A 20,850-nucleotide genomic window follows, 5' to 3' on the forward strand; every position below is an offset into this window, starting at 1 on the left:
CCCAGGAAGGAAGGCGCATCATGAAGATCACCGTCATCGGCACCGGACTCATCGGCTCGCAGCTCGCCACCGAGCTGACCGCACGAGGCCACGAGGTGGCCGCCGCGTCCCTGTCCTCCGGCGTCGACCTGCTCACCGGCGTCGGCCTCGACACGGCGCTCGCCGGCGCGGAGGCCGTGGTGAACGTGACCAACTCCCCCACGTTCGACGAGCAGTCGATCGAGTTCTTCCGGACCACGGTGGGCAATCTCCTCGCCGCGGGCGAGCGGGCCGGCGTACGCCACCAGGTGGTTCTGTCCATCGTCGGCGTGGACCAGGTGCCCGAACTGGACTACTACCGCGCCAAGGCGCTCCAGGAGGAGCTGCTGCGCGGCGGTCCGACGCCCTGGTCGATCGTGCGCGCCACGCAGTTCTTCGAGTTCATGGAGCCGACCATGTCGTGGACCTCGGACGAGACCGCGGTGCGACTGCCCGCGACGCCGATCCGGCCGATCGCCAGCCGCGACATCGTCGACGTCCTCGCCGAGGTGGCCACCGGCACGCCGCTCGGCGGGATCCTCGAGATCGCGGGCCCCGACACGTTCACGCTCGACGAGATCGGCCGCATGACGCTGGCCGCGCGGGGCGACCGGCGCCCCGTCGTCGTCGACGACCGGGCGGGCCTGTTCGCGGCCGTCCGCGGCGACGTCCTCACCCGGGCCCCGGCGCGCGCCTGGCACCGACCCGCTACCAGGACTGGCTCGCCGGCTGACCGCGCCCCGGCCCGGGGCACGGCGCTTGGAGCGACACCGCACCCGCCACGAGCGGGCGCGGGGCCCCGACCGTCAGCGGTCAGCGGTCAGCGGTCAGGCGGACCGCACCGCGGTGACCGGGCTCACCTCGACGCCGCCGGACTCGCCGAAGGTCAGCTTGCAGGTGTCGGCACGGTAGGTGCAGACCGCCACCGCGACCTTGCGGCCGGCCGCCGCGTACTGCGTGGTCACCACCAGCACCGGGGTGCCCGGCGGACGCTCCAGCAGGACGGCCTGGTCGGCCTCGGCGACACCCAGCTCGACCGAGCGGGACTCGCCGTCGACGCCGACCCGCTCCAGCTGGCGCAGGACGGACCGGGCACGCTCGCCCTCGGTGGAGCCGACCAGCTGGGGCAGCGCGGGCAGGTGCGGCACGGCCGAGTCGGGGACGTGCAGCGACTCGGTCGCCACGATCAGGCCCTGGGCCAGGCGCAGTCGGCGGACGGTGTGCACGGTCTCGCCGGCCGGGACGCCGAGGGCGGTGGCCAGCTGCGGGGAGGCCGGGGCGCTGGTGCAGTCGACGATCCGCCAGGCCTGGCTGCGCGAGGTGCTCGGCCAGCCCTCCTCGCTGCTGCTGACCGGGACACCGACGCGCGGGGCGGCGATCAGCGTGCCGATGCCGCGGCGGCGCACCAGGCGGCCCTCCAGCTCCAGCTGGTCGAGGGCCTGCCGCAGGGTCGCCCGGGCCACCCCGAAGCGGGCGGACAGCTCACGCTCGTTGGGGATGACCTGACCGGTGGAGAACTCGGTGTCGATGGTGCGCAGGAGCACCGTGCGCAGGTGCCAGTACTTCGGCTCCGGAACCGCCGCCAGCTGTGCTTGCCCCACCGTGTCCTCCGCCCTGAAGGCTACGGGCCGCCCGGCGCCCCCGGGGTTTCGGCAGGTGGGGAGGGCGAGCTTTATCCGTCCTTCTTTATTAAAGGTCTTTGCAGTAAGGGACACTAGGGCTTGGCCGCGGAGATGGTCAAGACCAATGAACGGGGCTTACCGGATCGGGTAGCCTCGCCGGGTGATCGTGGTTTCGACAGTGAACGTCAACGGCATCCGGGCGGCCGCCAAGAAGGGCCTCGTGGAGTGGCTCGCCGGCACGAAGGCCGACGTGGTCTGCCTCCAGGAGGTCCGGGCCGAGGAGAAGCAGATCCCCGCCGAGGTCCGCGAGCTCGACGGGTGGCACGCGGTCTGGGCGCCGGCCGCCGCCAAGGGCCGCGCCGGTGTCGCCGTGCTCTCGCGCCGGCAGCCGGAGCGGACGGCCGTCGGCTTCGGCTCCGCCGAGTTCGACGGCTCGGGCCGCTACGCCGAGATCGACCTCCCGGGCCTGACCGTCGCCAGCCTCTACCTGCCGTCCGGCGAGGTCGGCACCGAGCGCCAGGACGAGAAGGAACGCTTCATGGCGGAGTTCATCGTCCACCTGGACGCGCTGCGCCGCCGGGCCGCCGAGGACGGCCGCGAGGTGCTGGTCTGCGGCGACTGGAACATCGCCCACCGCGAGGACGACCTCAAGAACTGGCGCTCCAACCAGAAGAACGCGGGCTTCCTCCCCGAGGAGCGCGCCTGGATGACCCGCCTGTTCGACGAGGTCGGGTACGTGGACGTCGTCCGGGCCCTGCACCCCGACCAGGCCGGCCCCTACACCTGGTGGTCGTACCGCGGTCGCGCCTTCGACAACGACGCCGGCTGGCGGATCGACTACCAGATCGCCTCCCCGGGCCTGGCCGCCAAGGCCGTCGAGGCCCACGTCGAACGCGCCGCCGACCACGCGGAGCGGTGGAGCGACCACGCGCCGGTGACCATCGGCTTGATCTCGGCCAACTTCTGTAGCGCCCACGGGAGATCGGGCAGCCGGCGACCGGGGCATCCACTGCGCGGCCTGTCTCCGGAGACGTCAGGGCGCCTCACGGGTTCGCGTTCTGGTGGTTCCGTGCGGGCGCGGGCTCGGGGCGTCGACCTCCTGCGGCCACCGCGCGGTGCCGAGGACGAGGGGGCGGGCGAACGGAGGCGCCTTGGGCAGTTCGCCGTGCTCGACGGACCCGATGTCGAAGCCGGCAGCCTCGATCGAGTCGAGGGTCGGGCGGTTGCATTCACAGCAGACCACCAGGCGGTTGAACCAGTTGAAGCGGTCCTGGGTACGGGCGAGCTGCGGGTCCCGGGAGCGCACGTGTTCCAGGAAGAGCAGCTGTCCGCCGGGACGCAGTACTCGGCCGATCTGGCGCAGGGCGCGCTGCTGGTCGGCGACGCCGCACAGGACCAGGGTGGAGACGACCGTGTCGAAGCTGTCGTCCTCGAAGGGGAGGTCCTCGGCCGGGGCGCGGAGCACGGTGGTGTGCGGTGCCGCTGCTCGGACGTGTCGGTCGAGTCGGCGGAGCATCGCGGCCCCGGGTTCGGTGACGGTCAAGGAGCGCACGGCGGGGCCGTACAGCTCGAGATTGGCGCCGGTCCCGGCACCGATCTCCAGGACTTCGCCGGTTGCCCGCGCGATCAGCCGGCGCCGCCGCTCGCGCAGCCCCGCCTCCTCGGCCCGGGCCATGGCACGGTCGTAGACCAGTGCGAAGAACGCCGTGTGGATGCTCATGGCTGCCTCGATTCGTCACCACCGGGCTCACGCGCCCGGTACACCTTCGACGCTACGGACCGGGGGCGGGCATCGCGTGGGGCGGTTGCCCCATCTTTCGCGGCGTCCTCACTCGGTGGCCGCCTCGGCCTGCGGCAGCAGCCCGTGCTCCAGGGCGAAGAGGCAGGCGCCGGCGCGGTTGGAGGTGTCGATCTTGGCGTAGATGTGCTCGACGTGGTTGCGGGCGGTCTTCGGGGAGATGACCAGGCGGCTCGCGATCGCCTTGTTGGAAAGGCCGCGGGCCAGCAGCCGCAGCACGTCGACCTCACGGCCGGTCAGACCGGCGGGTCCAGTGGTTCGACGGGGGACGCGATGGCCCGCTGCGGCAAGCACCGACGTGACGGCCTCCGCGTCGAGTCGGCCGGCCGCCGCCTCGGCGCGCAGCTCGGCGGCGGCCTGCGGTGCGGTCAGGGCGTCGCGGTGCGGCCGTGGCTCGATCATGGACCGGTAGGCGTCAGCCGTGCCGAGGATCCGGGCCCCCGGGAGATGGCGGGCGCCGTGAGTCCGCGCGGGTAGCCGGAGCCGTCCAGCCGCTCCCGGTGTTGCACGGCGATCGCGCCGAGCGGAGCCAGCGTCGGTGACTGGCAGAGCATGCGTTCCGTCAGGTAGGGCTGCAGGCGCACCCGTTCCCGTTCGCCCGTGCCGAGCGGCCCGGGCTTGTCCCAGATCGCGTTCGACACACCCAGGCGTCCCAGACCGTGGAGCAGGGCGGCCCGGCGGAGTTGGGTCCGCTGGTCCTCGGCCAGGCCCAGTCCGGCGGCGGCCGCGTCGACCAGGTCGGCCACGGCCCGTGCGTGTCCCAGGGTGTAGGGCGACTTCAGGTCGACGAAGTCGGCGACGGCCAGCAGCGCCCGCTCGAACTGCTCTCCGCCCAGCCACACCCCCAGCGCCGGTTCGGCGGCGATCACCGCCTCCCAGGTGTGCACCTCGTCCAGCTCGCCGAGCACCGCGTCGGCGTCCCGGCACAGCACGGCCACGAGACGGGGATCGAACTGGGATCCGGCGCGCCGTTCGGCCAGCGCCGTGGCGGCCGCGGTGCCGCCCACCCGGTGCGCGACCTCGGTGAACTCGGCCAACTGCGCCAGGCGCGACGCGATCGGTACGGCTTCGCCCTTGACCTCTCCGGGCCAGCCGCGTCCGTCCCACTGCTCGTAGGAGGCGGCCACCGCGCGCCGGACGGAGTCCGGCAGTCCGAGCCGCCCGGCCAGCGAGGTCGCCAGGGCGGCATGGCCGCTGATCATCCGGTCCACCTCGTGGAAACCGCCCAGCGCGAACTCCAGGCCGACCCGGAACCGGTGCAGCGGCGGATTGCCCGAGCCGATCAGCCGCACCGCCGCAACGGCACCGGCCAGGCTGCGCTGCTCGTACCGGTACTTGCCGGCTTTCAACGCGATGTCGTCGCCGAACCACTTCGCCTGCTCGTGGGCATCCGAGTGGCAACCCACGTTCACCAACAGTGCCGTGTAGTAGACGGCGACCCGCTCCTCGTCGTCCAGGCCGATCCGCTCGGCCAGGCGCAGGGCGATCAGGCACTGGCGCAGCACGTGCTCCATCGGCTGGCCGAAGCCGAGGTCGACGCCCAACGACAGCGCGGCGACCAGCTCGGCCAGTCGCAACCGCGGACCGGCATCGCCACCGCTCACACCACGACCTTACGCCGCCGCCGAGCGGGCTGCGGCGCGGCGTCCGGGTCCGGCCCCCGGCTTCCACGTCCGCCACGACGGCACCGCCGCCCGGCGGGCCCTCGCCGCCACCGGCCGGAGCTCGAACCGCCGGGTCACCCGGATCGGCGACGTGCCGAGCGGGCCGAACCGGTGACGATGGACTCGCCAGCAGCCGGGCACCGTCCACCGGGCCGTCGGGACGGCACGAGCACACGATCACGATCACGATCACAACCGACGTGACGGACTGCCAGGCCTGGAGGTCGGCGGGGCGGGAGGTGGTGGAGGACCGCTGCAGAGCCGGAGGACCTGTACCACCTCCCGCTCCGTCCAGCGGGCCGAGTTCTACCAGTGGTCGTGGCCGTCGCAGTGGTCATGATGCCCGTCGTGGCCGCTGTGCCCGTCGTCGTCATGCCCGTCGCCGTCATGCCCGTGGTGCTCGATCGTGGTGGGGTCGATGGCGGTGCGGGTGGTGCTGTCACCTCCTCCGGTGACGGTAGCGGTGTTGGTGACCCGCTCACGGGCGTGGCAGGAGACATCGACGTTCAGGGTGATGGGTGGGTAGCTGTGACCGGCCGGCAGGGTGTCGCTGCGCGTACAGGTGAGGGTGGCCGGAACGCAGTTCCATCCCGCGCCGGTGATCCTCTCGGCCCGAAGACCTTCGGGGAGGCGATCGTGGACGGTGACCGTGGTGCCATTGGTCGGACTGGCCGTCGCAAGGTTACCCACAGTGATGATGTAAACGCCGTCCTCGCCCTGAACGAAGGGGTCCGTGTGACTCTTGGCGATGGTCAGGCCGACCGGGACGACCGTGAACGTGAGGCTGGTATTGCCGATACTGCTGCTTCTCGGCTTGCTGCCGGGGCCAGTTGTGGTGCCCCTGGGTTCGGTGAGGCCAATGGCGGTGAAAGGCTCGACCACCGGCGTCGTCGCATCGCCGGCCCGGGCGACGTAGGTGGGTTGAACCGTCGCGGTCCAGGCCGTGGCCAGGACGATCGCCAGGACGGCCAGCCCGGTCAGCGTGACCGCTCCCGCCCTCCGGACCCACACCCTCAGCCCGGATCGGAACATGCCGCCCGGACCTCCCGTGCCGCGGATTGCTCCGGCCCGCCCTCTCCCGTGTCTGAACACCGACATCTCCGCTTCCAACCGTCGATAACAAGCTGTGGACACTCATGGTGACGCCGACAAAACTTCAAGCATCCGGCCGAAGTCGTCATCGACGGCGCCGGAGGAACCTGGAGAGCAGAAGGCAGAGAGCGGCGAGGGCGAGGGCCGAGAGCCAGGCGACCAACGAGGGGGGAAGTCCCCTTGCAGGGCGACCGACGCGACGTCCGCTCCGACGCTGCCGGGAGTCGACGGGAAGGTGAGGGTGGCGCGGGCGTTGTGCTGGACCAGGCCGCTACTGAGCGTGAGCTCCCCGGCCCACGGGCCGTTCGGCAGCGTTGCGTCCAGTGGGACGACCACCTCCCCGCTGTCGCCCGGAGCCAGTGTGGCGCCCGTCCTGGCAGTCGAGAACGGTCCGGCGTGCTGTCCGGCCGGCCCGGAGAGGAGGGACAGTGTCCCGCCGATGTCCAGGGCGCGACCCCCGTGTTGTGGATCCGGGCGTGAACCTCTCCACGCCCGTCGCCGGCTCGGGCCGGCCAGAGCCGTTCGATCGTGAAGTCCGAGGGTGGCTCGTCACCGCGACCGACGTCGACGTACATGCGGACGCCCACCCGGCCCGACACCGTCAGAGTGTGCGAGCGATCCGCAGGGGCGCTCGTCTGCGCCCAGATGACGCCGTACCGCTCCCCGGCGGCGGCGTCACCCGGCACTCGGATGCTGGTGCGCACCCGCGCCGTTTCGGAGGCCGCCAGCTCAAGGTCCGCCGCATCGAATGACGTCCAGCCGGTCAGCTCGTCGGGGGTGCGCTCCGGTGCGAAGGTGAACTCACCCTTCGCGATGGTGGCCGCCGCGGCGTAGACGTCGACGTGCATCGGTGCGGACGACTCGTTGGTGATCTCCACTCGCCGTTCGATGGTCGAGCCGGGTGCGAGATGGTCGACGATGTAGGCATGCGCCCTGGGATCGGCACGGCGGTCCTCCGGAGCGTCGAGAAGCTTGATGGCGATGGACCTGCCCGCAGCGGGGCCCTGGGGGAGGGTGCCCCGGGTGCGTGCCCCGCCGCCGGCATCACCCCGGCGGCCTGCACGAAGGCCAGCATCAGCAGGAGAATCCCGTACCGGCGCACACCCTTCGATCCGTCAGGCAACGGACTGGGTCAGCGTTCCGGTGTAGGCCCCGCCGACGGCGCTGGCGGGCACGTCCACGGCGACCGTCGGGTCCCAGCTCGCGGTGTTGTCCCCGACACCGGCGCTCCCGGTGACCACCGTCTGCGCGGAGTTGCTCAGCGTCACGTTCGTCGTGGTGACGGTGATGGTGCCGGTCGTCGTCACCGTCCCGGGCGAGTAGGTGGCACTGGTGGCGGGAATGGTCAACGATCCGTTCGCGAAGTCCGTCTCCGCCGCGGTCACCGTCCAGGAGGCCGAGAGGAGGGCGCGGTCGTCGGTGACGGTACAGGGGCCGATCGGTGCACTGATCGTGGTGCCGGGCGCTCCCGAGCCGAGGCTGGCGCTGGCCGGTACCGACATCGACAATGCACCGGTCGTGACGGTGAACGTGACTGTGGTGCTGGGGTCGTCCGCGGTGGCGATGCCCGGCTGGACCAGGGCGAGAATGACGGCTGCGGCCGCGACAGACAGGCTTCGTGTACGCATGATGGCTCCCGGAGTAGCCCGCCAGAGGACATCCCGACTGACGGCGGACATGCTGGTTGACGCGACTCAGGCAATCCGGCCCGACCTGTTTGCACAAGGCGACGCGCGCCGCGTTGCGCCACACGAATGGCGATATCCCAGCCGGAGCGAGGCCCGGCTCGCCTCGCCGACGCCCCTCGGACCGCCTGACGGCACGTCCGACGGTGAACCCGCACGCGGGTCACGGCAGGATCCACCGGTCGCGCGCGTTCGAGTCGTTCGGCGCTCAGGATTCCCCGAATCCGCCCGTCCTGACAGGCCGACAGGCACCGTCGAACCGGCTGTGCTCGAACGGATGGACCTTTTCCAACAGGCGCCCATCCGCTGGCGGATCGACCATCCGATCGCCACCCCGGGCCTGGCCGCCCGCTGCATCGATGCGTCCGTCGAACGCGCCGCCTCCCACGGCGAGCGCTGGTCCGAACACGCACCCGTCATGGCGATGTTCGACATCGGCCAACTCCGCTAGCGCTGATCGAAGATGGAGAGGGCCCGTGAGACTCCTCGGTCACAGCCGATTCCGGGGCCGGGGCAGAACCTGGGCGCTCTCCCATCACCGCACCGCACGCCACCCGGCGAAGGTCACACCGTTCGCGAGAGAGGGCAGACGCGGGTGGTGCAGATACTCGGCGGGGCCCGGCAAGTGGCGACGGCGGGCAGGGTCAGTCGTTGAACGCCGCGGCCACGGTGCCTCCGAGCTGGTTCAGGACGTCCCGTGAGAGTTGCACCGAGCCGGTGAACGACAAGAAGGCGTGGGTGGCACCCTTGACCGGGACGTAGGTGACCGGAACGCCGGCGTCGGCGAGCCTTTGCGCGTACCGACCCCCTGGTCCCGCAGCGGATCGAGCTCGGCGGTGAGGATGACGGCGGGGGGCAGCCCGGCCAGGTCGTCGGTCCTCGCCGGCGAGACTCGCGGGTCGAGCCCTTCGTCGGGAGTGGAGAGGTAGAGGCCCCAGAACCATTCGAGCCATGAGCGGGTCAGCAGCGGTCCGGCCGCATTTTCGTACATCGAGGGACTGTCGTCGAACCGGTCGACCGCCGGATACGCCAGCACCTGGAGCGCGATCCGCGGGCCACCACGCCGTTGGGCTTCCTGCGCTACGGCGGCGGCGAGGTTGCCGCCGGCGCTCTCACCGAACACCGCGATGTGCTGACCGTCGCCGCAGAAGCTGCCGGCGTTGGCCGCGACCCAGCTGACGGCGGCGTAGGCGTCTTCGATCGCCGCCGGGAAGCGGTGCTCCGGGGCCAGCCGGTAGTCGACGGAGACCACGATCGTGCCGGAGCGGTTGGCGATGATGCGGGCAATGTGGTCCTGGCTGTCCAGGTCCCCGAGGACCCATCCGCCGCCGTGGAAGAAGACCGTCACGGGCAGCGGCCCTGAGCGCGACACGCCGGCGGGGGCGTAGATACGGATCGGGACCTCGATGCCTTCGGCGGCGGCCGTGGTGTCGTGCACGCCGCCGACCGGTTCGGGGTCACCGGCGAGGGCGGTGAGGCTGCGCGCGAAAGCACGGTTCTCGGTGACCGTCAGGCTCTCCGGCGCGGGTCCACCTCCTTCGGCCAACTGTGCGAGCAGGGCGTCGATCTGGGGGTCGAGCGACATGGTGAGCACCCTCCTGAAGGCCGCCGGAACGGCAGATTGGAATCAGCGTTCCAAGTTCTATGTCCTCCAGATCTGGAATAGCAATTCCAATCCGGGTAGAGTGCGCGCATGAACGCGTCCGCAGAGCTCGAGGAGCCAGAGCAGCGTCGACTCACCAAGCCCGGCCGAAAGACGCGTGAGCGCATCATCGAGGCCGCCGCGGAGCTGATGTTCCACCACGGCGTCGGGGGCACGACCATCCCGGACATCCAGGCGGCCGCTGCAGTCAGCGCATCGCAGATCTACCACTACTTCGGCGACAAGCGGGGCTTGGTCCTGGCGGTGATCAACTTCCAAACCGACACCAAGCTCGACCAGCAGCGCCCCCTACTGGACAACCTGGACAGCATCGACGCGCTGCGGGCCTGGTGTGACACGGCGGCCGACCGGCAGGACGCCATGGGGTGCGCGGGCGGCTGCGAGATCGGCTCACTCGCCAGCGAACTCGCCGAGACCGACCCCTCGGCCCGCACGGACCTCTCCGCTTCCTTCGACCGATGGGAACGACCCATCAGGTCGGGGCTCGCCCGCATGCAGGCTCGCGGCGAACTGAGCGAGCGCGCCGATGTCGCCGCACTGGCCACCGCCCTGCTGGCCGCCGTCCAAGGCGGCATGCTGCTGTCCCAGGTCCGCCGGTCGAGCACCGCGTACCGGCATGCCGTTTCGGCGGTGATCGACCACATCGAGAGCTACGTCATTCCGTAACCGGACACGCCCACCTCCTCCGGGATGGAGGTTGGCCCGGCGAGGGCCCCGCATCCGAAGGACAAGCCCCGGGCCAGGAGGGCTCTGATGGCGAGGTCGCGCCAGGTGACCATCGTGCGGGGCGCGTTGGCCTCCCTGCGTTGGTAGGCATCGGACGACCTGGACAGAAATCCCGACCCCGGAAAGCGAACCCCGGCCACGACGCGCGCGGACATCAGCCCCGGAACCGCGTCCGTCCGGGGCGCGGTCCTGGGCTCTGATCAGCGGGCGATCGAGATCGCGAAGGGGGTGAACCCGCTGGACCGGATCACGTGGGGGACGAACAGGATCGCGGCCTCCGTGGCGCGGGCGGTCCGGATTCCGCCGAGGTCGGTGATCCACTCCGTGCGCCAGCCGAGGCCGGTGAGCAGGTCGCGGACGGTCTGCTTGGCCTGCGGATCCTCACCGGAGAGGAACGCGGTCGGGGCCTGGGTGAGGATCGCCGGCGCGGTCATCACCGGGAAGAGCATGGTGTTGAGAGTCTTGACGACACTGGTTCCGGGGAGCGCTTCCTGGAGCTGCTCGGCGAGGCTGGAGCCCGGGTAGAGCAGGTCGGCGGGCAGTCCGTCCGGTCCGTCGGTGGTGGCGTTGGAGACGTCGACGAGGATCTTGCCCTGCAGTTCGGCACGCAGGGCGACGAGCCGCTCGAGGGAGCCTGCGCCCGGGGTGGCGTTGATGACGACCTCCGCCGTGCGGGCGGCGTCGGCGGCGGCGCCCGGCTCGCGGTCCGCCACCGTCACCTCGTGACCTGCCCGGGTGAGGGCCGTGGCCAGGTTGCCGCCGACGCGGCCGTTTCCGAGAACTGCGATCGTGGTCATGGTGAGGTGGTCCTTCCGTATGGGTGAGTCGTGGCGTGCGGTCAGCGCGAGAGCGTGGCGACGGCGTGGGCGTGGATGCCGGGCGCGGTGGCCAGCAGGCTCTCGCTCTGCGGGGTCCAGGGGCGGCCCTGGGTGTCGGATATCTGTCCGCCGGCCTCGGTGACCAGCAGTACCCCGGGCAGCAGGTCGGCTCGGGCGCCGGCGAACTGCCAGAAGGCGTCGATCCGGCCGGCGGCCACGTTCACCAGGTGCAGGGTGGCGGGCACGGCGGTGCGCACCACGAGCGCGTCGAAAAGCATCGCGGTGATCGAGGAGCCGACGCGCCGCACGACCGTCTCGTCCTCGTCCGGCCGGGCCTGGCTGGTGGCCACGATGCTCAGACCGAGGTCCGCGGTCGCGGAGACGTGCAGCGGGCGGCCGTCGAGGTGGGCCCCGGCGCCGGTGAGCGCGGTGTAGGTCTCCCCGGTCAACGGAAGGTGGACCACAGTGAGCACCGGCTGGTTGTCGCGCACGAGGGTGGCGGTCACCGCCCAATCCGGCAGGGCGTGCAGGTGGTTGACGTTGCCTTCGGCCGGATCCACGACCCACCACTCGCCCGCCGGGAGCGCGCCGCCGTCGAGCTCGTCCTCCACCCAGCCGGCCTGCGGGCGCAGTTCCGTCAGGGCGGGGCGCAGGATGGCCAGGGCCGTGTCGTCGTTGGCGGCGAGCGCCCGCATCAGCTCGTCGCGGGTCCGGTAGCGGACCACGTCGCCGAAACGCTCGCGCAGCGCGGAGCCGGCTGCGCGGACGGCGATCGCGGTCCGGGCGAGCAGGTCGGCGTCGGTGGCGGGGACGCCGGCGGTCTGAAGAATTGTGGACATGGTGGTGCTCCCGACTCGGTAAAGGATGAGGTGGTGCGGGCGGAATCCGTGCTCTTGCGCCTGCTCTCGAAGATTAGAAGGCAGGCCGATTAACCTCAAGTGCATGTCAAGCACGGCTAGGATGAGTCTCATGCAATTGGATTTGAACTTGCTCGCCGCGCTCGACGCACTGCTGGAGGAGGGCAGCGTGGCCGGGGCGGCTGCACGCCTGCATGTCACCGCCCCGGCGATGAGCCGGAGCCTGGGCCGGATCCGGCACACGACCGGGGATCAGATCCTGGTGCGCACCGGCCGCACCATGACGCCGACGCCGTACGCGATCGCCGTCCGGGCACAGGTGCACGAGCTGCTGCACCAGGTCCAGGGGTGCTGGCACCGAGCCGCGAACTCGATCTGGCCACACTGGAGCGCACCTTCACACTGCGCTGGCACGACTCCCTGGTCGCCATGAGCGGCCCCGCCCTGCTCGCGGCCGCGCGTGAAGCGGCGCCGGGCGTGCGCCTGCGCTTCGTCGCCGAATCGAGCACCGACACCCCCGAGTTGCGGCGCGGCCAGGTCGACCTGGAGGCGAACGCCAACCGCCCCGGCGCACCGGACATCCGGGCCGAGAACGTGGGCGAGACCCCTCTGGTCATGGCCGTGCGATCGGCGCACCCCTTCACCCGCGTCAAGGCCGTCACCGCGCAGCAGTACGCCGCCGCCGAGCACGTCACCGTCTCGCGGCGCGGAAACCTCAGCAATGCCCTCGACGACGCCCTGGCCCGCCTCGGCCTCACCCGCCGCGTGGTGGCGACCGCACCCACGGAAGCGGCCGCGCTGGCGTTCGCGCGCGACTCCGATCTGGTGATCAGCGTCCCCCGAGCCACCACGCGCTCCGCGGTCACCGACCTCGGCCTGGTGGTGCTTCCCCTGCCGCTCGAACTGCCTTCGGCACCCGTCTACCTGTCGTGGCATCAGCGCTACGACACCGACCCCGGACACGCCTGGCTGCGCGGACTGGCACGTATCGCGCTGACCGTAGGCGGAGCGCCGTCGTAGTCGGCGCCGTCCGGGCGCCCCACCCGTGCGCCTGGACGCACGGCCGGTCACTGTGCGATTTCCCTCAGGTCACCGGGCCCGGCGTCAGGCGTAGCGGCCGACCGCTGCGGGGCGGCCAGGCCGACGTCTGCCGCTCACGACGGCGGTCCCGTAAACCCTTCACTCGGTCGGCTCGTGGCCGTTGAGGAGGTTGAGCAGGGCGGTGGGGGCGTTGTCGCCGAAGATGAGCCGGTGGTTCTTGTCGGATTCGGCGGCGAAGTGGGCGCTGCGGGGGAAGAGGGCGTGTTCGTATTCCGTGAGGGCGGTTTCGATGTCGTGGGGGTGTGCGGCGATGGCTTTGCCGAGTTCGGCGCCGTCGAGCATGGCGAGGTTGGCGCCCTCCCCGGCGAAGGGTGACATGAGGTGGGCGGCGTCGCCCAGCAGCGTCACTCCGGGAACGCGGTCCCAGCGGTGGCCGATCGGCAGGGCGCTGATCGGGCGCGGGTTGAGGGCGGTTTCGCCGTCGGTGATGAGTGCGGTGAGCTCGGGTGCCCATCCCGAGAATTCTGCCGCGATCCGGGCCGCCGCCGTTTCGGGGCAGGCGAGGATGGCGGTGATCCATTCCTGCGGCTTAGTGAGAGCGACGTAGGTGTGCAGGACGGCGTCGGTCTCGCGGTGGCCGAGGATGCCCTTGCCGGCCGTGACGGCGAACAGGGAACCGTCGCCGGTGGCCTTGGCTGCTGCGGGGTGGCGTTGGTCGGCGTCGTACAGGTACGTCTCGATGAACGAGGTGCCGACGTACTCGGGCTGCGCATCGGAGAGCAGCGGCCGGACCTTCGACCAGGCGCCGTCCGCGCCCACGAGGAGGTCGGTCGTCACGATCGACCCGTCGGCGAACGCCAGCTCGTGCTTTCCGTCTCCCAGGGGGCGGACACCGGTGAGCTTGTGTCCCCACCGGATCGTCTCGTCGGGCAGCGAGTCGAGCAGGATCCGGCGCAGGTCTCCGCGGAGCACCTCGGGGCGCGCGCCCGTGCCGTCGTCGGGCCGGTCGAGCAGGACCGCGCCGCCCTGGTCGAGCACGCGCAGGGCCTGGCCGCCTTCGTGGATGATCGCGCGGAACTCGTCGGTGAGGCCGGCCGCTTCGAGGGCGAGCTGGCCGTTGTACTCGTGGAGGTCGAGCTGGCCGCCCTGGGTGCGGGCCTGGGCCGATGTCTCGGCTTCGTGGATGGTCGCGGGGATGCCGTGCAGGTGCAGGACCCGGGCGAGGGTCAGGCCGCCGAGTCCGGCGCCGATGATCGTGACGGGAGTGGTCATGGTGGTTTTCCTTTCGGCTGGACACGCTCTACTCGGGTACAGTGTTCGCAGTAATGGCGTCACGATAGCACTACTGCGAACAGTGGACGCAGTAGTGGGGAGGAAACCGATGGACGACGCTCACACGGTGATCTGGAACCGGCCTGAGCGGGCCGCGAAGGGCCCCGCACCCTCACGCACCCGAGCGGAGATCACCGCCGCCGCCATCGCGATCGCCGACGCCGAGGGCATCGAGGCACTGTCCATGCGGCGCGTCGCCAAGGACCTGGGAACGGGCACAGCCTCGCTCTACCGCTACCTGGCGTCCAAGGACGACCTGATCGACCTCATGCTCGACGCCGTGGCGGCCGAGGACGGCGGCCAGCCCGCCCCCACCGGCGACTGGCGCAGCGACCTGCGAAGCCTGGCCCAGCGAACCCGGGCCACCATCCACCGGCATCCCTGGATGGCCTCCCTCGCGGCAGGGCGCCCCTCGCTCGGACCGAACTCCTCGACGCCACCGAACACGCACTCGCCGCCCTCGATCCCCTCGGCTTCGACATCGACGTCATGATCACCGTCGTCGACACCCTGCAGGCCTTCGTCCGCGGCTACGCCATCGGCGAACTCGCCCAGCAGGAGGCCGTCCGACGCTCCGGAGTCGGCAACCAGGAATGGATGGACGCCCACAAGCCCTACCTCGACCAGGTCGTCGAGAACGGGCGCCACCCACACCTCGCCCGCGTCATTCGCGATGCCGAGCTCCCCCACGCGGCCGACAGCGCCGAGCGCGGATTCCAGCTGGGCCTCGAACGGCTCCTCGACGGGTGGGAGAGCAACCTCCCAGGCCGGCCCTGACGATCCGGCAGCGCCGACAGGGCTCCGCACCACGGCACCGGTTGTCCCGAGTCGGCGACCACCACCCGGTCAGCGCCCGACACGGCCACGGCGCCGCGCTGACCACCTCTTCGACCGCTCTCCAAGCCAGTTGTCGCAGTCGCGTCGAGGCCTTCGACTGTCGCTGGTCACGAGGATGCTTCAGGCCGGCTGGAGGATCGCCTCGATGAGGTGTGGCCCGGGCGTGGCCAGCGCGGTGGAGAACTGTTCGGCCAGTTCGGCTGTGCTGGCAGCCCGGGTCGCGGGGACGCCCATGCCGGTGGCCACGGCGGTGAAGTCGATGTCCGGTCGGCCGAGGTCGAAGAGGGCGTTGGCGGCCGGTCCGGCCTGGCCGGCGCCGACGCGGTCAAGTTCGGCGCGCAGGATTGCGTAGGAGCGATTGTTGAGGATGACGGTGGTCACGTCGAGCTTCTCGCGCGCCTGTGTCCATAGTCCGGAGATGGTGTAGAGCGCGCTGCCGTCAGCCTGCAGGCAGACGACGGGCCGTTCGGGACATGCAATAGCTGCTCCTGCAGCCACGGGAATGCCCTGCCCGATGGCCAGTCCGGTCAGGCCCAGCACGTCGTGTGGTGCAGCGTTGGCGGTCGCCGAGAAGAGGGTGTTCATTCCCTCGGTGATCGACTCGTCGACGACGATTGCTTCCGGTGGGAGCAGGGCGCCGATGACCTTGGCCCAGTTGCCCGTGCGCAACGGCTCGTCCGCGACGGGAGGGTGGGTGTCCTGCGCCGGCAGCACTGCGAGGGTGTCCGGCGCGACGGTGTCCGCCAGTTCGCTCAGCGCGTCGATGACATCGAAGCCCTCGTCGGGGACGAAGCGGTGCACGCGCGTCCCCGGTGGAGTGAGGAGGCCCGGACGGCCCGGGTAGGCGAACGATGCCACTGGTTCGCGTGCTCCGACCAGGACCAGGTGCTTGATACCTGCGAGCTGCTGGTTGACGGTTTCAGCCCGGTAGCCCAAGGACTGGATCGCCGGTACGCCGACGCCGCGCCGCAGCCGGGCGGGCCAGGTCGGGCAGAAGGCGGCGGTTCCGGTGGCCTTCCGTATTCGGTCGGCAGCCTGCAGACCGCGCTCGCCCAGTCCGGCTCCGTCGATCAGCAGTGCGACGTGCTCAGCACCGGCGACCAGTGCAGCCGTGGTTTCCACGTCTGCGCGGGTGACGCAACGCCGTGGCGGTGCCGACAGATGTGGCACGGGCGGGGCGCTCTCCTCCCAGGAGAGGTCGGCGGCGACGATGAGGGTGGAGATCGCGCCGGAGGTACCGGTGTGTGACCGGTCCGGGGCACCGGGCACCCCCGCGCTCATCGCTGCTGCCACGGCTGCGGCGGTGTCGCGACCGATGTGCGCCGCGGTCTGTGGTCGGCGCACCCAGTGGGAGACGGTCGCGGCTGCGGCATCGATGTCGGATTCCAGGGGCGAGTCGAGCTCCTTGTGCGAGCGGGCGTGGTCGCCCACGACGTTGACGACGGGGGTGTGCGCTCGGCGGGCGTTGTGGAGGTTCGCCAGGCCGTTGGCCAGGCCGGGGCCGAGGTGGAGCAAGGTCGCGGCCGGCCTGCCGGCCATGCGGGCGTAGCCGTCGGCAGCCCCGGTGGCTACTCCTTCGAACAGACACAGCACACCGCGCATGGCCGGGTGGCGGTCGAGCGCCGCGACGAACTGCATCTCCGACGTACCCGGATTGGCAAAGCAGACGTCCACACCAATGTTGAGGAGGGTGCGCAGGGGAGTCTCGGCACCGTTCATAAAAGCCGATCACCTTCCATTGATCCTTTTGAGCCGCGCTGTTCTCGCTGGTAGAGGCCTGTCACTCAAGAGACGGGCCCCGTCCTCGCCTGGGGCTGATCGCTGCTCTCCGGCAGTTCGATCGCCCGGGACACCTCACGAGCTCGGTCGGACCACGGCGCGGGCCGCAACGTGCTGCTGTCGAGACGAACGGCGGTGCGAGTACCGTGCGCGTGCGTGGTCCTGCCCCCGTCTGAACACACCCGAAAGCCTGCGGTGGCCGAAGCCCTGCCCACGGCAGAACTCCACCCACGCTCGCTCGACCCGGACCTGATACCGGCTGTTGTGCAGCATCCCCATCAGGTCCAGATCGTCGAAGTGGACATCCACGGGGACCAGGACCCCGATGTCGGTGCTCGGCTGATCGTTCATGTTTCTCCTCACGATTCGCCACCCTGGGCGAGTTGACGGGGTGGATGCGGGTGCGGACCAGACCGACGAAGCCCGCGGCCAGGGGCTCCGGACTCATGCCGCCCGGCGCAACGCTCGCCCGAGCACAGCCGGCCGCAACAGCTTCGACGGCGGATCGAGCAGGGCCAGGACCCGGATGAGCTGGGCCGCGACCGTCGGGTCGGTGGCCGCCGCGGCCATCAGCCGGCTCATCATGGCGCCCTGCATCTTCTGTGTCAGGTTCGCGGGGTGTCCCGGCTCGTTGGCCATCCCCCACGGCGCGGTCAGAATGCTCGTCGCCCGGGCGAAGAAGTCGGCGGCGACGTCGCGCCGACCGGCTGAGAGCGTGTCGCGCAGCGCGCGGGCCTCGAGTGCCGCCACCGTCAGGCCCTGCGCGTTGACCGGGCTCAGCGAGCACAGCGCGTCCCCGACGACGACCAGCCCGTCCGGAAGGCCGGCGAGTTGGTCGTACCGGCGCCAGCGGGTCGCGGGGAAGCGGTACGCGACGATGTCGCTGAGCGCCTCGGCACTCTCCAGTGCGGCGACCACGTCGTCCGGGGCCGCCGCGGCGACGAACTGCGCGAAGCCGGCCTCGTCGGTCGGCGGACGCGAGGCAGGGCCGGTCCCGGTGAGGGTCAGGACGTGTCGGCCGTCCTCGACCGCCAGCAACAGCAGTCCGCGGCCGCCTGCTCTGACGTTGCCGCCGATGAGCAGTGCCCGGCCGGGCTGGGGCGGGAGCCGGACGAGCCGGCTGGCGTAGGCGACGTCGATGTTGACGCGTTGCTCGGCGGGACGTTCGTGCCCGAGTTGCTCGAGCCAGGCCGGCGTACGGCTGCCCCGGCCCATCGCGTCGACCACCAGGTCGGCGTTCAAGGTCTCTTCGCTGCTGCTGGGCTCCTGCCGCAGGACACGGACGCCGGTGATCCGCCGGTCATCACCGATCAGCCCGACGACGTCGGCGCCGAGCACCATCCGCAGGCCGTCCTGTTCGACCAGCCGCCGGCGCAGGTGGCGCTCGTAGAACGGCCGGGTGGCCTGGACGGAGTGGGCACCGACCGGCACCCGCGGCAGTTCGTTCCCGCAGAGGTAGAAGCGGTAGTCCGACAGCACATCCGCTACGACCGCGCCGTCGGCGCGCATCTCGTCGACCAGACCGGGAAAGACCTCGTCGACGACTCGCGCCCCGGCCGGCAGGAGGTTGTGGGCGTGCCGGCCGTGAGGGACGCCCCGGCGGTACTGGCCAGAGGCAGGATCGCGGTCGACGACCGTGACCTGACGGTAGAAGTTGGTGAGCACCGCGGCGCTGAGGAGTCCAGCGAAGCCGGCACCGAGGACGACTGCGTTTTCGTTGTTTTCGTTTGGCACGGGATGAATGCTCGGCGCTTCCTCGTGCCCAGAAACAGGTCAGACGGTTTCCACCTGGTGTCCGTAGACCTCACGTTCCCACATCCAGTCCGTGATGTGAGCCACCGCCAGGTCCCGGTGCCGGCGGTAGGTGCTGAACGACAGGTGCAGCGACTGGGCCACGTGCTCCTGCGAGCCGGCCGGGTGCAGGAAGGTGCGGTCGACGAGTTCGAACAGGCCGCGGCGGTCGGCCCGCAACGGCTCGGCGGCCATGGCGAGAAGCTCGTCGAGCCCTGAGCCGGAGGAGCGCACGACCCGCGATCGCATCAGCGGATTGCGCCGCAGTGCATGCGGCGTATGCAGATCGCGCAGCGCCGCGCGGACCGAATCGGTGAACTCGGCTTGGGAAAGGACGAGTTCGGCCGACTGCTCCTGCGCCGGCCGGGCCGGGGCACCCACCTCGCGGGCCGCGGTGAGTTCGAGCCACTCGGTGAGGCCGGTGCGCCGCCAGTCGTGGACGAAGACGGGGTAGGTGGTCCCCCGATCGTGTACGCCGCCTCGGCGGCCGGCCAGAAGTCCAGGTAGCCGAGTGTCGGCTCCCACAGTCCGGCATCCGCGTACGCCCCCACCAACGTCCAGGCCAAGTGGTCGCGTGTGAGGATGTCGAGGATCTGGCACACGGCGAACAGAGTCAGCGACGGTGACGATGCCTGGCCCCGGTCACGGTCGAGGAAGAACCGCCAGGCCCGTACGTGCTCACCGGGGCGTGCCGGGCCGTGCTGCTGGATGTACTGCCACATGCTGTCGACGCACGGATCCACCCCGAGATCCTCAGTGCACAGGTCGAGGCATGCGGCGAACCCCTGCGGCTCCCCGGCCGGTCCGCGAAAGACCCGGAAGGCTCCGGGCTGGCGCCGTATCCAGTGCGCCGCCAGCTCGGCCTGCTCCGCCCCTGAGCGCGGGTCGTCATCTCGACGATCGCGGCCGCGTCCTGCGGCCGCAGGACATCGATGTGGTGATCGACGGGCCGTGCGGCCGCGACGTATGCCGCGAGCCTGGTCCGCGGGCAGGTCACGACGATGGCGTCGGCCAGTAGCCGTTGCTGCTCGCGTGGGTCCGGCGCCGAGCGGATCCGCGCGACCAGGTCGGCCCGCACGTGGGCGTGCATCTCGGCGTAGCGCTCCGGGTCACGCCACCGCAGGTCGGCGTCGAGGACATCGCGGACCGTGTCGTGCAGGAACAGGCCGTACGGACCCTCCCCGACGAACGACAGCGTGCGCAGCCACGTGAACAGCTCGCCTGCGCTGTCGCCCACCACGGACCGTAGGACGTTCTCGGTGATGACGTTGGCGTGCGCGCAGACTTCCAGCGCCAACCGATGGCGCGGGCTCGGCACCTCGTCCAGGGTGCGGGCCAGGAGACCGCGCACCACGTCGGGCAGATCCCCCAGCGTGCGCGGCAGAACGCCACCGCCCCGCCGCACCGCGTCCACGAGCATGGACAGGGTGAGCGGGTGGCCGTGGCTGATCTCGAGCAGACGCTCGTGGAACTCGGCGGGAACGTCCTGCCCCGCCAGGTAGGCCCGGCCGTCACGCGGCGCGAGGTTGCGCAGCGCCACGACCCGGACCAGCTCGCGCCAGGCGGGATCGGCCAGCCACGCCGACGAGGGCGGCCGTCGCCCCGCGATCACCACGACCGCATCGGCGGGCAGCCCTGGCACGAACTCCTCCCGCACCCAGTCGTCGATCGGGGCGAGCAGCTCGTAGGTGTCGAGCAGCAGCACCGCCCCGCCGCCGATGGAGTGCGCCTCGAGGGAACCCGGGACCGGCGGCACATCGCGGCCGTCGACAGTGATCGGATCAGCGCCCGCAGCCACGGCGACATCGGCCAGAACATCCAGCAACGCGCTCTTGCCGATGCCGCCAGGACCATGAAGAAACAGCACACCGCCGGCGCCCAGCATCGACCGAAACAGCTCGATCTCACCGCTGCGCCCCACGAAGGCTCGCCGCCGTAGGTCCCGCAGCCGCTGCTTGATGATCGTCATACCGCGACACTACCCATCATCGAACGGCAGGTGCCCGCAGCCCTGGCGGCGACTGCCACAGGGGCGGCAGGCCGCGCCCGGACTCCGGTGCTCACGTCGGCCGGGGTTGGTCCTCAAGCGCGGATCCGCGGCAGGGGCGGCGCCTCGGCTGACCGCCG

15 protein-coding genes and 6 pseudogenes are annotated in these 20,850 nt (G+C 71.1%); 6 read left to right on the top strand and 15 right to left on the bottom strand.

The window, feature by feature from the left end; all coding sequences use genetic code 11:
• Positions 1 to 20: 20 nt before the first annotated feature.
• Positions 21 to 751, top strand: a pseudogene (locus tag ABEB13_RS06710) (SDR family oxidoreductase).
• Positions 752 to 845: 94 nt separating this feature from the next.
• On the opposite strand, the gene ABEB13_RS06715 reads toward ABEB13_RS06710, so the two are convergent.
• Complete coding sequence (locus ABEB13_RS06715; RefSeq protein ID WP_345704696.1) at positions 846 to 1,619, bottom strand: GntR family transcriptional regulator; 774 nt, start codon at positions 1,617 to 1,619, stop codon at positions 846 to 848.
• Between the two features lie 181 nt (positions 1,620 to 1,800).
• Here ABEB13_RS06715 and ABEB13_RS06720 point away from each other — a divergent pair.
• Positions 1,801 to 2,583 (top strand): annotated as a pseudogene (locus ABEB13_RS06720) (exodeoxyribonuclease III); the annotation flags it as partial.
• Positions 2,584 to 2,673: 90 nt separating this feature from the next.
• Here ABEB13_RS06720 and ABEB13_RS06725 read toward each other — a convergent pair.
• The 5 genes from ABEB13_RS06725 to ABEB13_RS06745 all read right to left on the bottom strand — a co-directional run bounded on the left by ABEB13_RS06725 (position 2,674) and on the right by ABEB13_RS06745 (position 7,822).
• Entirely contained in the window at positions 2,674 to 3,360 is a 687-nt protein-coding gene (locus ABEB13_RS06725) for a class I SAM-dependent methyltransferase (RefSeq protein ID WP_345704697.1), read from the bottom strand.
• Between the two features lie 108 nt (positions 3,361 to 3,468).
• Positions 3,469 to 3,840 carry a response regulator transcription factor gene (locus ABEB13_RS06730; RefSeq protein WP_345704698.1) on the bottom strand — a complete coding sequence of 124 codons (372 nt, stop codon included), beginning with the start codon at positions 3,838 to 3,840 and terminating at the stop codon, positions 3,469 to 3,471.
• Positions 3,837 to 5,042: an HD-GYP domain-containing protein gene (locus tag ABEB13_RS06735; protein ID WP_345704699.1), complete on the bottom strand. Its 1,206-nt coding sequence runs from the start codon at positions 5,040 to 5,042 to the stop codon at positions 3,837 to 3,839. Before ABEB13_RS06735 ends, ABEB13_RS06730 begins: the two co-directional genes overlap by 4 nt.
• Positions 5,043 to 5,408: 366 nt before the next feature.
• On the bottom strand, positions 5,409 to 6,134 hold the full coding sequence (locus ABEB13_RS06740) for a hypothetical protein (protein WP_345704700.1): 726 nt from the start codon (positions 6,132 to 6,134) through the stop codon (positions 5,409 to 5,411).
• Positions 6,135 to 7,309: 1,175 nt separating this feature from the next.
• Positions 7,310 to 7,822, bottom strand: a complete 513-nt coding sequence (locus tag ABEB13_RS06745) for a hypothetical protein (protein ID WP_345704701.1) — start codon at positions 7,820 to 7,822, stop codon at positions 7,310 to 7,312.
• 364 nt (positions 7,823 to 8,186) lie between these two features.
• On the opposite strand from ABEB13_RS06745, the pseudogene ABEB13_RS06750 reads away from it, so the two are divergent.
• Positions 8,187 to 8,330: pseudogene (locus tag ABEB13_RS06750) on the top strand (exodeoxyribonuclease III); the annotation flags it as partial.
• 234 nt (positions 8,331 to 8,564) lie between these two features.
• On the opposite strand, the gene ABEB13_RS06755 reads toward ABEB13_RS06750, so the two are convergent.
• A complete protein-coding gene (locus tag ABEB13_RS06755; protein WP_345704702.1) occupies positions 8,565 to 9,464 on the bottom strand; it encodes an alpha/beta hydrolase in 900 nt (299 codons plus the stop codon).
• Positions 9,465 to 9,572: 108 nt separating this feature from the next.
• Between ABEB13_RS06755 and ABEB13_RS06760 the strand changes: the two genes are divergently transcribed.
• Complete coding sequence (locus ABEB13_RS06760; RefSeq protein WP_345704703.1) at positions 9,573 to 10,208, top strand: TetR/AcrR family transcriptional regulator; 636 nt, start codon at positions 9,573 to 9,575, stop codon at positions 10,206 to 10,208.
• Positions 10,209 to 10,468: 260 nt separating this feature from the next.
• On the opposite strand, the gene ABEB13_RS06765 is transcribed toward ABEB13_RS06760, so the two are convergent.
• Together ABEB13_RS06765 and ABEB13_RS06770 are read right to left on the bottom strand one after the other, a co-directional pair.
• Entirely contained in the window at positions 10,469 to 11,065 is a 597-nt protein-coding gene (locus ABEB13_RS06765) for an NADPH-dependent F420 reductase (RefSeq protein WP_345704704.1), read from the bottom strand.
• Between the two features lie 41 nt (positions 11,066 to 11,106).
• Positions 11,107 to 11,925, bottom strand: coding sequence for a 3'(2'),5'-bisphosphate nucleotidase CysQ (locus tag ABEB13_RS06770; RefSeq protein ID WP_345704705.1), 819 nt, complete (start codon positions 11,923 to 11,925; stop codon positions 11,107 to 11,109).
• Positions 11,926 to 12,055: 130 nt separating this feature from the next.
• On the opposite strand from ABEB13_RS06770, the pseudogene ABEB13_RS06775 reads away from it, so the two are divergent.
• Positions 12,056 to 12,963: pseudogene (locus ABEB13_RS06775) on the top strand (LysR family transcriptional regulator).
• 159 nt (positions 12,964 to 13,122) lie between these two features.
• Here the strand turns inward: ABEB13_RS06775 and ABEB13_RS06780 are convergent.
• A complete protein-coding gene (locus tag ABEB13_RS06780; RefSeq protein ID WP_345704706.1) occupies positions 13,123 to 14,256 on the bottom strand; it encodes an FAD-dependent oxidoreductase in 1,134 nt (377 codons plus the stop codon).
• 244 nt (positions 14,257 to 14,500) lie between these two features.
• Between ABEB13_RS06780 and ABEB13_RS06785 the strand changes: the two are divergent.
• Positions 14,501 to 15,093, top strand: a pseudogene (locus ABEB13_RS06785) (TetR/AcrR family transcriptional regulator C-terminal domain-containing protein).
• A 180-nt stretch (positions 15,094 to 15,273) separates the two neighbouring features.
• Here ABEB13_RS06785 and ABEB13_RS06790 read toward each other — a convergent pair.
• The 5 genes and pseudogenes from ABEB13_RS06790 to ABEB13_RS06810 form a co-directional block, all read right to left on the bottom strand.
• Positions 15,274 to 16,872, bottom strand: coding sequence for an acetolactate synthase large subunit (locus ABEB13_RS06790; protein ID WP_345704707.1), 1,599 nt, complete (start codon positions 16,870 to 16,872; stop codon positions 15,274 to 15,276).
• 65 nt (positions 16,873 to 16,937) lie between these two features.
• Positions 16,938 to 17,283 (bottom strand): annotated as a pseudogene (locus ABEB13_RS06795) (acyl-CoA thioesterase family protein).
• 93 nt (positions 17,284 to 17,376) lie between these two features.
• Positions 17,377 to 18,666: an FAD-dependent oxidoreductase gene (locus tag ABEB13_RS06800; RefSeq protein ID WP_345704708.1), complete on the bottom strand. Its 1,290-nt coding sequence runs from the start codon at positions 18,664 to 18,666 to the stop codon at positions 17,377 to 17,379.
• Positions 18,667 to 18,705: 39 nt separating this feature from the next.
• Entirely contained in the window at positions 18,706 to 19,104 is a 399-nt protein-coding gene (locus tag ABEB13_RS06805) for a hypothetical protein (RefSeq protein ID WP_345704709.1), read from the bottom strand.
• Positions 19,105 to 19,336: 232 nt separating this feature from the next.
• Entirely contained in the window at positions 19,337 to 20,692 is a 1,356-nt protein-coding gene (locus ABEB13_RS06810) for a hypothetical protein (protein ID WP_345704710.1), read from the bottom strand.
• Positions 20,693 to 20,850: the final 158 nt, after the last annotated feature.

Source organism: Kitasatospora paranensis, from assembly GCF_039544005.1.
In the GTDB taxonomy this organism is placed as follows: domain Bacteria; phylum Actinomycetota; class Actinomycetes; order Streptomycetales; family Streptomycetaceae; genus Kitasatospora; species Kitasatospora paranensis.

Excerpts from the sequence above, each read along its gene's own strand:
- ABEB13_RS06745 (WP_345704701.1), bottom strand. The coding sequence starts at position 7,822 with ATGCGTACACGAAGCCTGTCTGTCGCGGCCGCAGCCGTCATTCTCGCC.
- ABEB13_RS06770 (WP_345704705.1), bottom strand. The coding sequence starts at position 11,925 with ATGTCCACAATTCTTCAGACCGCCGGCGTCCCCGCCACCGACGCCGAC.
- ABEB13_RS06760 (WP_345704703.1), top strand. The coding sequence starts at position 9,573 with ATGAACGCGTCCGCAGAGCTCGAGGAGCCAGAGCAGCGTCGACTCACC.
- ABEB13_RS06780 (WP_345704706.1), bottom strand. The coding sequence starts at position 14,256 with ATGACCACTCCCGTCACGATCATCGGCGCCGGACTCGGCGGCCTGACC.
- ABEB13_RS06755 (WP_345704702.1), bottom strand. The coding sequence starts at position 9,464 with ATGTCGCTCGACCCCCAGATCGACGCCCTGCTCGCACAGTTGGCCGAA.
- ABEB13_RS06740 (WP_345704700.1), bottom strand. The coding sequence starts at position 6,134 with ATGTTCCGATCCGGGCTGAGGGTGTGGGTCCGGAGGGCGGGAGCGGTC.
- ABEB13_RS06730 (WP_345704698.1), bottom strand. The coding sequence starts at position 3,840 with ATGATCGAGCCACGGCCGCACCGCGACGCCCTGACCGCACCGCAGGCC.
- ABEB13_RS06765 (WP_345704704.1), bottom strand. The coding sequence starts at position 11,065 with ATGACCACGATCGCAGTTCTCGGAAACGGCCGCGTCGGCGGCAACCTG.
- ABEB13_RS06790 (WP_345704707.1), bottom strand. The coding sequence starts at position 16,872 with ATGAACGGTGCCGAGACTCCCCTGCGCACCCTCCTCAACATTGGTGTG.
- ABEB13_RS06725 (WP_345704697.1), bottom strand. The coding sequence starts at position 3,360 with ATGAGCATCCACACGGCGTTCTTCGCACTGGTCTACGACCGTGCCATG.
- ABEB13_RS06810 (WP_345704710.1), bottom strand. The coding sequence starts at position 20,692 with ATGACGATCATCAAGCAGCGGCTGCGGGACCTACGGCGGCGAGCCTTC.